Below are 13,211 nucleotides of genomic sequence, written 5' to 3' on the forward strand. Positions count from 1 at the left end.
GGCTGCGCGGCGCGCGGTCGGAGCTGCGGCGGCAGATGCGCGAGCGGCGGCGGCTGCGGATGGGCGTGCTCGCGCTGGTCAGCGTGCTGCTCCTCGGCGCCATCCCGGTCTTCTTCGGCATCCGCACCCTCAGCCGGGACCCGGTCTTCGACACGCTCGACGAGCTGAACGTGCCCGGCTGGGCGGCGGTGAAGACGGTGGACGACGTCAGCGGCAGCCGCTGGTGCCTGCTCGACTGCCGGCTGCGCGAACGCACCGTCACCTCCGAGCGGTCACCGGAGGAGACGGCGCAGGTCTACGAGCGGGCGCTGACCGAGGACGGTTGGCGGCCGTGGCAGGTGACCCGCTGCCCCGAACAGCAGTCGAAGGGCCGCTACACCTGCTGGCGCCGGGACGAGCTGACCCTCGACCTCTGGGTGCGCGAGCCGGCGTGCGTGCCGCCGCCGGTGGACGGGGAGCCGGCCGTCGTGCCGTCTGCCGACCCCTCGACCGCTGCGCAGCAGTGCACCGGATCGTTGGTGTCGGTGAAGGTCCGCAACGCGATCGACGACGACCGGACCCGGCCACAGCCGAGCATCGACCCGTCGCTCACCGGTGAGGATCCGTTCCCGACGCTCAGCGAGGATCCGCTCGGCGAACCGACACCCTCACCGTCCTGAGCCGGTTTCCATCACGGACGGTAGGGTCTGGGGCTGGCGGATCCGCCAGCTCCCGCTGACCCGTGCGGTCGCCGAGCGGCGGTGTGGGCACAACGGTCGCGCGTTCCGGGGACGTCCCGTCCCCGGAACCCTGCTTGAGGAGGACAGGCGTGGACTTTGGAGAGGTCGCGGCACTGATCGCGGCGATCGCGTTCGCGATGCTGGTGTTGATCCTGACGCTGCCCATCCTGCGGCTGCGGCACACCGTGGACGCCACCACCCGGATGATCAACGACCTCAACGACCGGACCGCGCCGCTGCTGGGCGACGTGAACACCACGGTGAAGAACGTGAACACCGCCCTGGAGCAGGTGCAGACCTCGCTGGACGGGGTGAACCTGCAGCTCGCGAAGGTCGACACCATGACCAGCCACGCGCAGAACGTCACCGCCAACGTCGCCAACCTGGCGACCGTCGTCTCCGCCGCCGCGGCCAACCCGTTGGTCAAGGTGGCCGCCTTCGGCTACGGCGTCCGCAAGGCCGCCTCCGCCCGCCGGCACGCCGAGACCGAGCGCGAGGTGCGCGACACCATCAAGCAGCAGCGACGGGCCGCCAAGCGCGGCAACCGCTGACGGCCACACCAGGAGGAGCTGGGAGTATGAGGCGCTTGTTCTGGCTCGGCATCGGGCTGGCCGTCGGCGTGGTCGTGGTCCGCAAGGCGACCCGCACCGCGCAGGCGTACACCCCGGCCGGCATCGCCAGCACCCTGACCGAATCCGCTGGCGGGCTGGCGGAGTCGCTGCGTAGCTTCGTGGAGGACGTCCGGGTCGCGATGGCCGAGCGCGAGCAGGAGATCCACGAGGCGTTCGCCCAGGGCGAGGCGTTCGACGACCAGTTCGCCGAGCTGCGGGAGGACCCGCGCATCGGCGACCGAGAGATCTTTCCGGAGGAACACCAGCGATGAAGACGGCGGAGATCAAGCGGCGGTACCTCGCCCACTTCGAGGCGAACGGACACGCCGTGGTGCCGTCCGCTCCGCTGCCCGCCATCAGCGACCCGAACCTGCTGTTCGTCAACGCCGGCATGGTGCAGTTCGTCCCCTACTTCCTGGGGCAGCAGGCCGCGCCGTACCGGCGGGCGGTGAGCGTGCAGAAGTGCATCCGCACGCCCGACATCGACGAGGTCGGCAAGACCAGCCGGCACGGCACGTTCTTCCAGATGAACGGCAACTTCTCCTTCGGTGACTACTTCAAGGACGGGGCGATCCCGCTCGCCTGGGACCTGGTCACGAAGCCGCAGGAGCAGGGTGGCTTCGGCCTCGACCCGGAGCGGGTCTGGCCGACGGTCTACCTGGACGACGACGAGGCGTTCGAGATCTGGCGGTCGGTGGGCGTGCCCGTCGAGCGGATCGTGCGCCGGGGCAAGGCGGACAACTTCTGGTCGATGGGCATCCCCGGCCCGTGCGGCCCGTGCTCCGAGTTGTTCTACGACCGCGGCCCCGAGTACGGCCGCGAGGGCGGCCCGGCGGTCGACGAGGACCGCTACATGGAGTTCTGGAACCTCGTCTTCATGCAGTTCGAGCGGGGCCCGGGCACCGGCAAGGAGGACTACCCGATCCTCGGGGACCTGCCGGCGAAGAACATCGACACCGGCATGGGCCTGGAGCGGATGGCCTCCATCCTCCAGGGCGTCGACAACCTCTACGAGATCGACGAGGTCCGGCCGATCCTCGACCGGGCCGCCGAGCTGACCGGCAAGCGCTACGGCGCCCACTCGGGTCACGTCGCCAGCGAGTCGCACCCCGACGACGTGCGGCTGCGGGTGGTCGCCGACCACGTGCGCACCGCGCTGATGCTGATCGGCGACGGGGTCACCCCGAGCAACGAGGGGCGCGGCTACGTGCTGCGCCGCATCATGCGCCGGGCGATCCGCGCCGTGCGGCTGCTCGGCTGGCAGGAGCGGGCGCTGCCTGAGCTGCTGCCGGTGGCCCGGGACTGCATGTCCCCGTCCTACCCCGAGCTGGCCGCCGACTTCGACCGGATCGCCGACTACGCGTACGCGGAGGAGGACGCCTTCCTGTCCACCCTGCGCGCCGGCACCACGATCCTGGACACGGCGATCTCCGAGACCCGGACCGCCGGCGGGAAGGCGCTCTCCGGCGAGAAGGCGTTCCAGCTGCACGACACGTACGGCTTCCCGATCGACCTGACGCTGGAGATCGCGGCCGAGCAGGGCTTGGCGGTCGACGCGGAGGGCTTCCGCCGGCTGATGGCCGACCAGCGGGCCCGCGCCAAGGCCGACGCGCAGGCGCGCAAGACCGGGCACACCGACCTGTCGGCGTACCGGTCGGTGCTCGACTCGGGCGGCCCGGTGACGTTCACCGGCTACAGCGAGGTGTCCCGGGAGTCGACGGTGCGGGCGGTGCTCGGCGTCGACGGCCCCCGCCGGGCGGCGGTCGAGGGCGACACGGTCGAGCTGGTGCTCGACGCCACCCCGTTCTACGCCGAGGGCGGCGGGCAGCAGCCCGACCTGGGCATGATCACCGTCGGCGGCGGCCAGGTCGAGGTGCTCGACGTGCAGCAGCCGGTGCCCGGCCTGATCGTGCACCGTGCCCGGGTGGTCCGGGGCGAGGTGCGGGCGGGGGAGACCGGCTTCGCCGAGATCGACACCACCCGCCGGCGGGCGATCTCCCGGTCGCACACCGCCACGCACCTGGTGCACCAGACCATGCGCAACTTCCTCGGCGAGTCCGCCACCCAGGCCGGCTCGCTGAACGCCCCGGGCCGGCTGCGGTTCGACTTCAACACCCCGACCGGGGTGGCGCAGAGCGTCCTGCGCGACGTGGAGCAGCAGGTCAACGAGGTGCTCCTCGCCGACCTGGAGGTGCACGCCTTCATCACCTCGCTGGAGGAGGCGCGGCGGATCGGCGCGATGGCGCTGTTCGGCGAGAAGTACGGCGAGGAGGTGCGGGTCGTCGAGGTCGGCGACTACGCCCGGGAGCTGTGCGGCGGCACGCACGTCGCCCGCTCCGGCCAGCTCGGCCTGGTCAAGATCCTCTCCGAGTCGTCGATCGGTTCCGGCGTGCGCCGGGTCGAGGCGCTGGTCGGCATGGACGCCTTCAACTTCCTGGCCCGCGAGCACCTGCTGGTGTCCCGCCTCGCCGAGCTGTACCGGGTGCCCAACGACCAGGTCGCCGACCGGGTCGAGCAGACCGTGACCCAGCTGCGCGACGCGGAGAAGGAGCTGGAGAAGCTGCGGGCCCAGCTGGTGCTGGGCGGCGCGGCGGCGCTCGCCGCGCAGGCCAGGGACGTGCGCGGGGTCGCGTACGTGGGCACGGAGGCGCCGGAGGGCGCGGCCGGCAACGACGTGCGGACCCTGGCCCAGGAGATCCGGGGCAAGATCGACCCGGCGCGGCCGGCGATCGTCGCGGTGGCGGCCCGGGCAGGAGGCAAGGCCTCCCTCGTGGTCGCGGTGAACCCGGCGGCCCGCAGCCGGGGCCTGTCCGCCGCGGACCTGGTGAAGGCGGCCTTCTCCGGGCGCGGCGGCGGCAGCCCCGACCTCGCCCAGGGCGGCGGCCTGCCGGCGGCGGAAGCGCCGAACCTGTTGCTCACGGTCGAGAAGGCGATCGCCGGGGCGTGAGGCCAGACCGCAGCGACCAGGGCGGACCGGGGCGGTCCGCCCTGGTTCGCCGTTTCGGGGGGAGTCACCGAAAGTGAGCGAGTTGTCCCGTGGCGTCCGGCTCGGGGTGGACGTCGGGCAGGTCCGGGTGGGGGTGTCGCGCTCCGACCCGCACGGGGTGCTGGCCACCCCGTTGGTGACCCTCGCCCGCGACCTCACGGCGGGCCCGGACGCAGTGCCGAGCGACGTCGCCGAACTCGCCGCGCTGGTGGCCGAGCACGAGGCGGTCGAGGTCGTCGTCGGCCTACCGGTCGATCTCGCCGGCAAGCACGGCCCGGCGGCCGTACACGTGAAGGCGTACGCTGACCGACTGGCCGATGTAATAGCGCCCGTTCCGGTGGCGCTCACCGACGAGAGGATGTCCACCGTCGTGGCGTCTCGTAGGCTTGCCGAGCGTGGTGTCCGAGGTAAACGGCAACGGGCGGTGGTCGACCAGGCTGCCGCGGTGGAGATTCTGCAGAGCTGGCTGGACGCGCAGCGGAGGCGGACGCGATGATCGACGATCTGGACCTCGGGTTCGACGAGCAGGAGCGGGGGGAGAAGGGGAAGCACCGGCGCAGCGCGATGCGTAAGCGCAACGGCGGCTCCGGCGGCGGCCGGGGCAGGACCGTCCTTGCCCTGCTGCTCGCCCTGGTCCTGCTGGGCGGGATCGGGGGCGGGGCCTTCTACGGCTTCGACCGGATCCAGAACTACTTCGTCACGCCCGACTACGACGGCAGCGGCACCGGCGAGGTGACCGTCGAGATCAAGCAGGGCGCGTTGATCGCCGACATGGCCGACGCCCTCGTCGCCGCCGGCGTGGTCAAGAGCGCCAAGGCGTTCGTCGAGGCGGCCGAGGCCAACTCGCGCAGCAAGAACATCCAGCCGGGCACCTACAAGCTGCGCAAGCAGATGAGCGGCGAGAGCGCGGTCACCGCGATGCTCGACCTGAAGAACCGGATCGTCAACGGGGTGACGATTCCGGAGGGCCGGACGGCGAAGAACGTCTACAAGCTGCTCTCGGAGAAGACCAAGATCCCGGTCAAGGAGTTCGAGACGGCCGCGAAGGACCCCATCGCGCGGGGCGTGCCGGACTGGTGGTTCAAGCGCAGCGACGGCAAGAAGGTCAAGCCGTCGATCGAGGGCTTCCTCTACCCGGACACCTACGAGATCCCGCCGAAGGCGACCGCCGAGACGATCATCGAGCTGATGGTGGAGAACTTCCTCAGCGTGACCGGCGAGATGAAGTTCGCCGACCGGGTGCAGAAGGAGCGCGGCGGCATCACCCCGTACGAGGCGCTGATCGTCGCGTCGCTGGCGCAGGCCGAGGCGGGAAACCCCGACGACCTGGGCAAGGTGGCCCGGGTCGCCTACAACCGGGTGTTCGGCGACTTCCCCTGCAACTGTCTGGAGATGGACGTCACGGTCAACTACTACCTGGAGTCGACCGGGCAGAAGACCAAGACGTCCGGGCAGATGACGACCGCCGACCTGGACAACCCGAAGAACCCGTACAACCGCAAGCTGCGCGGCCTCGTGCCCACGCCGATCAACAACCCCGGCAAGCAGGCCATGGAGGGCGCGATGGACCCGCCGGACGGCAAGTGGCTCTTCTTCGTGGCGATCGACGACAAGGGCCACTCGGCGTTCGCCGAGACCTACGCGGAGCAGAAGAAGAACGAGGACAAGGCCCGGGAGGCCGGGATCATCCCATGACGGCGGCACGGCGGGCGGGGGTGCTCGGCAAGCCGATCGCGCACTCCCTCTCCCCGGTGATCCACCATGCCGGCTACGCGGCGGCGGGGCTGACCGGGTGGTCGTACACCCGGATCGAGTGCGCGGCGGCGGAGTTGCCGGCCGTGGTCGCCGGCCTCGGCCCGGAGTGGGCCGGGCTGTCGGTGACCATGCCGGGCAAGGAGGCGGCGCTCGCGGTGGCCGCCGAGGTCTCGCCGGTCGCCGCCGCGGTCGGCGCCGCCAACACGCTGGTACGCCGACCGGACGGCTCCTGGTACGCCGACAACACCGACGTCGTCGGCATGGTCGAGGTGCTCGCCGAGGCCGGGGTGCGCCCCGGCGCGACGGTGACGGTGCTGGGCGCGGGCGGCACCGCGCGGGCGGCGGTGGCGGCGGCCGGGCGGCTGGCCGCCCGCTCTGTGACCGTGGTGGCCCGCCGGCCGGAGGCGGTCGGGGAGTTGCGCCCCGTGGCGCGCGCGGTCGGCGTGGAGCTGGCCGGCGCGCCCTGGGCCGACGCGGCCGACCGGTGCCGCGCCGACGTGGTGGTCTCCACCGTGCCGAAGGGGGTCGCCGACCCGCTCGCCGGCGCGGTGGCCTGGCGGCCGGAGTCGGTGCTCTTCGACGCGCTCTACGACCCGTGGCCGACGCCGCTGGCCGCCTCGGCCGAGGCCGCCGGCTGCCGGATCGTCTCCGGGCTCGACCTGCTCCTGGCCCAGGCGGTGGGCCAGTTCGAGCACTTCACGGGCGTCGCCGCGCCCCGGGCGGCGATGGCCGCCGCGCTGGCCGCCGCCCGCGCCGCCTGACCGCCCCTGACCGGCGTCACGGGCCTGCTCGGCCGGCCGCTGGGCGACGGCCTGGCCGCGCGCCCCGGCCCCACCGTGGGACGGGGAGTGTCCCCTGTGGCCTTCCAGGGCATCCTTAGGCGACGGTTAAGACGCGCTTACGTCCGGCTGTCCTGCGCACGTCGTGTGGTGGTCGTGGTTACGCTGCTGACCGTCACCGTCCCAGACACAGGGAGTGTCCCTTGAGCAGGCACGGACTGCACCGCCTCACCCGCAACCGCGGCCCACGGCGCAAGGCCGCGGTGTTCGGCGTGGTCGGCGCCACCGTCGTCGCCGGCATCGTGGCCGGCACGATGCCGCTGCTGGCCGCCGACGACCTGTCGATCCCGGCGGTGGCGGACACCACGGCGACGACGGTGCCGCAGGACGGCGACAACGGCGCGAAGACCACGCTGGCGACCTGCCCGGCGCCCTGCGACGGCAACCCGCGCGGTGCCCGGGAGGCGGTCGTCCGCTTCGCGGTGACCACGCTGCCGGCGTCGGCCGTCAACGTGCGGGCCACGCTGCGCGTGCACGCGTGGCAGAAGTTCCCCGCGACCGTGACCGCCCACGCCGCCACGGTCGACGCCGGCGCGGCGCGCCCGGCGCCCGCGCCGGCGGGCCCGGCCCTGGACACCGTCTCCGGGGTGACGCCCGGGTTCAACGAGTGGGACGTGTCGGGGCTGGTCACCGGCAACGGCACCTGGACGGTGTCGCTGGCGCAGGCCGGCCTGGAGACCCGGATCTACTGGGCGTCGACGGAGCACCGCGATCCCGACCTGCGCCCACGCCTGGAGATCCGCTACGACGGCGGCGCCCCGGCCACGCCGGTGGTGACCAGCGCCGCGCCCGCCCCGAGCCGGACCCTGGCGCCGACGCCCGCGCCGAAACCGACGCCCAGCGCCAGCCCGACCCGCACGCCGAGCCCGTCGGCCAGCCCCTCGGGCGGCACCGGCCGGTGCGGCGAGGTGTCCGGCAAGCTCGTGCCCTCCTGCGGCGCCTGGTGGGGGATGTACTCGCCGGCCAGCGCGGCCGACGGGTGGGACCACGGCGCCGCCGTCGCGGAGGTGGAGGCGCAGGTCGGGCGGAACTTCGACATCGTGCACCGCTACCACGACTTCTCCAACGCCGGCAGCAACGGCGCCTTCCCGGACGCCTACCAGCGGCAGCAGATGCGCGAGGGGCGGCTGATGTTCTTCGCCTGGGAGTCCCGCGTGTTCTCCTCCGGAGCCGTGCTCACCTGGCGGGACGTCTACAGCGGCCGGTACGACGCCACCATCGACGCGGTCGCCGGCCGGATCCGGGACACCGGCGTGCCGGTCTTCATGGGCTTCGACCACGAGCCGGAGGACGAGCCGGAGAAGGGCAGCGACGCCGACTTCGTCCGCGCCTGGCGGCACGTGCACGACCGGTTCGCCGCCGCGGGCGCGCACAACGCCGTCTGGGTGTGGACGATGATGGGCTGGTCCGGCCACCACGACCGGTACGCCGGGCTCTACCCGGGCGACCGTTACGTCGACTGGGTGGGCTACGACCCGTACAACTTCCACGTCTGCAACGGCAGCAAGGTGTGGAAGAGCCCGGCCACCACCATCGGCGGCTTCTACCGGTGGCTCGACGAGCACCGCCTCGGGGTCGGCAAGCCGCGGATGCTGGCCGAGTTCGGCACCAACTTCGACGCGGCCGACCCGGACGCGAAGCGGCGCTGGTTCGAGGAGTTCCCGGCGGCGCTCAAGGCGCACCCGAAGATCAAGGCGGCGATCTACTTCAACTCCGCCGGCATGACCCGCCGGACGAGCACCTGCGACATGACGATGAACCACGACGCGTCCGCGGTGGCCGGGTTCGCCCGCGCCGGGCGCGACAGCTACCTGCGGCAGCCCACCGGAGGGAGCCGCTGACGTGACGTAGTCGCCAGGCAACCGACGGCGGTCGCGGCGAGTCGGACATCCGACTCGTCGCGCCCGCTGTCGTGGAACCGACGCGTCCCCGCCCAATCGGCGGATATCGCCGACCGGGGTCGGCAGGGCACGCTACGCGGGTTCTCTTCCACCTTGGAGGCGTAGCGTGCCCGGAATTCCGATCTCTCGGCGATCCGCCGGATTCCGCACCCGGGCGGCGGTGGTCAGCCTGGTGACCCTCGCCGCCGTGCTGACCGTTCCCACCGGGGCGTCGGCCGCCGTGGTGCCGGCACCCGAACCGGCCACCCTGGTCTCGGCGAACCCCGCCGACGCCACACCCCACGCCAGGGACGGCGAGACCCGCGCCTTCGCCCAGGTCGGCTCCATGGTGTACGTCGGCGGCAGCTTCACCCAGATCCGGCAGACCGCCAGCGCGGCGTGGACCACCCAGCGCTACCTCTTCGCGTACGACCGGGCCACCGGGACGATCTCCACCGCCTTCCTGCCGGTGCTCGACGGGGCCGTCAACACGCTGGTCGCCGGGCCCGGCGGCACGCTGATCGTCGGCGGCGCCTTCAAGACCGTCAACGGCGTCTCCCGCAAGAACCTGGTGGCGCTGAACCCGACCACCGGCGCGATCGTCGACAGCTGGGTCGGCCGCTCCGACGGCGGCACGGTGCGTGACCTCGCGCTGCACGGCAACTGGCTCTACGTGGCCGGGGCCTTCAACTGGCTCAACGGCACCGCGCACGCCGGTCTCGGCCGGCTCAACGCCACGACCGGCGCCATCGACCCGACCTTCAACGTCGACGCCACCGTCGGGCGCCACAGCACCACCTCGTACGTGTGGACCATCGACGTCTCGCCCGACGGCGGCACGTTGGCCGTCGGCGGCAACTTCCTCTACGTCAACGACCTGCCGCGCAACCAGATGGCGCTGGTCGACCTGTCGGGCACGCCGACCGTGCTGAACTGGAGCACCGAGAAGTTCGTCCCGCCGTGCGCGGCCCCGGCGACCTTCGTGCACTACGTGCAGGACGTCAAGTTCGGCGGCGACGGCAGCTGGTTCGTCGTCGGCACCAACGGCGGCGCGGGCTGGCCGGCCGCGTACTGCGACGCGCTGGTGCGGTTCGAGACCGCCGCCCGGGGCGCCGGGCAGCTCGGCACCTGGGTCGACTACACCGGCAACGACACCATCACCTCCGTCGAGGTCGCCGACAACGTCATCTACCTCGGTGGGCACTTCCGCTGGCTGAACAACCCGAACGCCAGCGACCAGGCCGGCGCCGGCGCCATCGACCGGCTCGGCATCGCCGCGGTCACCCCGGCCACCGGCATGCCGGTCAACTGGAACCCGCGCCGCAGCGGCAGCGCCTCCATGCCGGCCGGCACCAGCAACTGGGGCTCGTCGGTGCCGGTGCTCTGGCGCGGCAGCGACGGCCTCTACTTCGGCCACAACTCCGACGGGATGGGCAACGAGTACCACGGCCGGCTCGGCATGTTCCCGCTGACCGGCGGGCGCACCATCACCCCGAAGAACGCGCCGACCGAGGCCGCCGGCAACCTCTACGTGGGCACCGGCCCCGGCCAGCTGGCCCGGGTCCCGTTCGACGGCACCGGCGTCGGCGCCCCGACCGCCGTGAGCCAGCCCAACTACACCGCCGCCGGCGCGACCTGGCGGGTGGCCGACCGGATCTACTGGTCGCACACGGTCGCCGGCACCCCCACCGGCAGCCGGATCGACATCTCGATGTTCAACGGCGGGGCGATCGGTGCGCCCTGGGAGGCGTCCGGCTACAACGACTGGTTCAATCCGGCGGCGATGACCGGGGCGTTCTATCTCGACGGTCGCCTCTACTACACCCGCACGGGCGCCAGCGGCCTCTACTACCGCTACTTCGAGATCGACGGCAACTACCTCGGCGCCACCGAGTTCACGCTGCCCACCACCGGGGTCACCTGGTCGACCGTGCGCGGCATGGCCTGGGTGGCCGGGAGGATCGTGTACGGCGCCACCGACGGGACGCTGCGCAGCGTCCCGTTCGACCCGACGGCCGCCCCGGCGGTCGACGGGACGGCGGCGACCGTAGTCGCCCCGGCGGCGGCCGGTGTGGCCTGGTCCACCCCGTCGACGTTCTTCTCCGTGCAGTGAGGGTCAACCGTTCGTAACGGACATCGGTAGATTGTTCACGTTGGGCCGGCGACGGATCAGCCGTCGCCGGCCCCGCGACGTAGGGAGGGTCGTTGGTCGGCGCGGGTGGTCTCCCCCGGGGGCTCGCGGTGCGGGCGGTCTTCGCGGTCAAACGCGGCTGGTACCGGTTGCGCTATCGCCGGCTGACACTCGGCCGGGGCGTGGAGATCCGCGGCCGGATCCGCCTGCGCCGGGGCGTACGGGTGAGCATCGGCGACCGCACCCGGCTCAACAAGCTGGTCCGCTTCGCCGGGCCCGGCGAGGTCACCGTCGGCGCCGACTGCCTGCTCAACGCCACCTGGATCGGCACCTGGACGTCGGTCACGATCGGCGACCGGTGCCTGCTCTCGGACTGCGAGCTGCTGGACAACGACTTCCACAACCTGCCGCCCGAGCGGCGGCACGACCCGCCCGTGCCGGCCACCCGCGCCCCGATCACGATCGAGGACAACGTGTGGATCGGGGCGCACGCCCTGGTGATGAAGGGCGTGCGGATCGGCCGGGACAGTGTCGTGGGCGCCGCCACGGTGGTCCGCACGGACGTGCCGCCGGGGGTCGTGGTCGCCGGAAATCCACAACAGACGGTGAAGAAGTTCCATGACTGACACTCCTGGCGGCTCCTGGTCCACCGACGCCCCCGCCAACGGTGGCGGGGCGGGCCGCACCGTCACGCTGACCGACGTGCTCCGCGTCCCGGTGCACCGGGTCCGGCTGGTGGCGGCCGTCGCCGCGCTCGGCCTGGTCGCCGCGATCGGCTACGTGCTCCTCGTTCCCGCCGCGGTGACCGCCAGCGCGGTCGTGGCGGTCCGGCCCGTCGTCACCGACGCGTTCACCCCGAGCGGGGCCAACGCCGACCGGGCGGTCAACATGAACGTGGAGAGCGGCATCGCCACCGGCACCGAGGTGGTGCAGCGGCTGGCCGACGCGGGCGGGCAGGATCCGCGGGCGGTGCGCGACGCCCTGGAGGTGGAGGTGCCCACGGGCGGGCAGATCCTGCGCTTCGTCTACCAGGCCCCGACCGCCGAGCAGGCCGTCGAGGGCGTCAACCTGGCCGCCCGCGCCTACCTGGAGGTGCGCCGGGCGATGTACGAGAAGCAGCGCGAGGAGATGCTGCGCTCGTACGACGAGAGCATCAGCAAGGTCGCCGCCCAGCAGGCCGCCCTGCAGAAGCGCGTCAACAACGCTCGGGAGGGCGCCGTCGACGCGGCGGTGACCGAGCTCGCCGGCATCAACAACCAGCTCACCCAGCTCAACGCGGCGCGCACCGAGATCGCCGCGGTCGACGTGAACCCCGGCTGGGTCACCCAGACCGCCGAGCGGGCCCTCGCGTCCTCCGCCGGGAACCGCCCGCTCCTCGTGCTCGCCGGCCTGCTCGGCGGGACGCTGCTCGGCGTGGTGCTGGCGTACGCCTGGGAGTCGCTCGACCGGCGGATCCGGTCCGTCGACGACGGCCGCGACGCCACCGGCCTGCCCCTGCTCGGCACCGTCCGCAGCCGCCGGTGGCGCGGCGGCAAGGAGGCGGTCGACGCCGACATCCGGTACGTGGCGATGGCCATCGCCGAGCGGGTGCGCCAGCCCGCCCGGGTGTCGCTGCTGACGGCCCGCGAGGAGGATCCGACGGCCATCACCGCCGGGCTGGCCGTCGCCCTGGCGGCCGCCGGGCGGGAGGTCTTCGTCGCCGACGACAGCGGCCGCGCCGAGCGGCTGCGCGGTACCGTGCTCGCCGACCGGGAGCGGCTGCCCGCCGCGGCCGACCCGTCCCGCCCGGCCGTCCCGAAGCCCCGCGTGGCCGGCTCCACCGACGAGGCGGCCGGCGGGTCGCCCGCGCAGCCGCCGGCCCGCCGGCCGTCGCCGCACCCGCCCGGCGCGCGCCCCTCCACCGATCCGGACGCCACGCTCACCCTGCCCCGCGTCGCCGGGGTGGTGACCGGCGACAAGAGCCGGGTGACGGGCGCCGACCCGGTGAGCGTGGGCGCGGGCAGCGTCCGGTTCGGCACCTGGCGGCAGGGCGCCGACCACAGCCTCGTGCTCTTCAACGCCCCGCCGGCCGAGTCCGACGAGCGCGGCGTCGCCGTCGCCCGGCAGGGCACCGCCGTCGTGGTGGTCGAGCGCGACCGCACCCGGCAGAACGACCTGCGCCGGCTCGTGGAGCGGCTGCGCGCCGCCGGGGTCACCCCGCTCGGCTTCGTGCTGACCCGCAGCGGCCGGGGCTGACGGTGCCGCTCACCCGCGCGGCCACGAGCGAGCCCGCCGGGCGCCCGGCGGCCGC

The 13,211-nt window shown here is 73.1% G+C and carries 11 protein-coding genes; all 11 read left to right on the forward strand.

Annotated elements, in window-relative coordinates:
* Positions 1-2 precede the first annotated feature (2 nt).
* The 11 genes from ACWENR_RS25570 to ACWENR_RS25620 all read left to right on the forward strand — a co-directional run bounded on the left by ACWENR_RS25570 (position 3) and on the right by ACWENR_RS25620 (position 13,156).
* Positions 3-659 (forward strand): hypothetical protein, encoded by a 657-nt coding sequence (locus ACWENR_RS25570; RefSeq protein ID WP_452279500.1) that lies wholly within the window; start codon positions 3-5, stop codon positions 657-659.
* Positions 660-808: 149 nt separating this feature from the next.
* On the forward strand, positions 809-1,270 hold the full coding sequence (locus ACWENR_RS25575; RefSeq protein ID WP_250797723.1) for a DUF948 domain-containing protein: 462 nt from the start codon (positions 809-811) through the stop codon (positions 1,268-1,270).
* A gap of 26 nt (positions 1,271-1,296) precedes the next feature.
* A complete protein-coding gene (locus ACWENR_RS25580) occupies positions 1,297-1,602 on the forward strand; it encodes a hypothetical protein (protein WP_452279501.1) in 306 nt (101 codons plus the stop codon).
* A complete protein-coding gene (gene alaS, locus ACWENR_RS25585) occupies positions 1,599-4,277 on the forward strand; it encodes an alanine--tRNA ligase (RefSeq protein ID WP_452279502.1) in 2,679 nt (892 codons plus the stop codon). Before ACWENR_RS25580 ends, alaS begins: the two co-directional genes overlap by 4 nt.
* A 73-nt stretch (positions 4,278-4,350) precedes the next feature.
* Positions 4,351-4,812: a Holliday junction resolvase RuvX gene (gene ruvX, locus ACWENR_RS25590; RefSeq protein ID WP_452279503.1), complete on the forward strand. Its 462-nt coding sequence runs from the start codon at positions 4,351-4,353 to the stop codon at positions 4,810-4,812.
* Positions 4,809-6,011 carry an endolytic transglycosylase MltG gene (gene mltG, locus ACWENR_RS25595; protein ID WP_452279504.1) on the forward strand — a complete coding sequence of 401 codons (1,203 nt, stop codon included), beginning with the start codon at positions 4,809-4,811 and terminating at the stop codon, positions 6,009-6,011. The genes ruvX and mltG overlap by 4 nt, the downstream gene beginning before the upstream one ends.
* Positions 6,008-6,832: a shikimate dehydrogenase gene (locus tag ACWENR_RS25600; RefSeq protein ID WP_452279505.1), complete on the forward strand. Its 825-nt coding sequence runs from the start codon at positions 6,008-6,010 to the stop codon at positions 6,830-6,832. Before mltG ends, ACWENR_RS25600 begins: the two co-directional genes overlap by 4 nt.
* 221 nt (positions 6,833-7,053) lie before the next feature.
* Entirely contained in the window at positions 7,054-8,751 is a 1,698-nt protein-coding gene (locus ACWENR_RS25605; RefSeq protein WP_452279506.1) for a glycosyl hydrolase, read from the forward strand.
* 220 nt (positions 8,752-8,971) lie between these two features.
* Positions 8,972-10,903 (forward strand): hypothetical protein, encoded by a 1,932-nt coding sequence (locus ACWENR_RS25610; RefSeq protein ID WP_452279509.1) that lies wholly within the window; start codon positions 8,972-8,974, stop codon positions 10,901-10,903.
* Between the two features lie 92 nt (positions 10,904-10,995).
* Complete coding sequence (locus ACWENR_RS25615) at positions 10,996-11,547, forward strand: acyltransferase (RefSeq protein WP_452279507.1); 552 nt, start codon at positions 10,996-10,998, stop codon at positions 11,545-11,547.
* The gene (locus ACWENR_RS25620) at positions 11,540-13,156 is read left to right on the forward strand and encodes a lipopolysaccharide biosynthesis protein (RefSeq protein ID WP_452279508.1); all 1,617 of its coding nucleotides are present in this window, start codon (positions 11,540-11,542) and stop codon (positions 13,154-13,156) included. The genes ACWENR_RS25615 and ACWENR_RS25620 overlap by 8 nt, the downstream gene beginning before the upstream one ends.
* Positions 13,157-13,211: the final 55 nt, after the last annotated feature.

It is taken from the genome of Micromonospora sp. NPDC004336 (genome assembly GCF_053602615.1).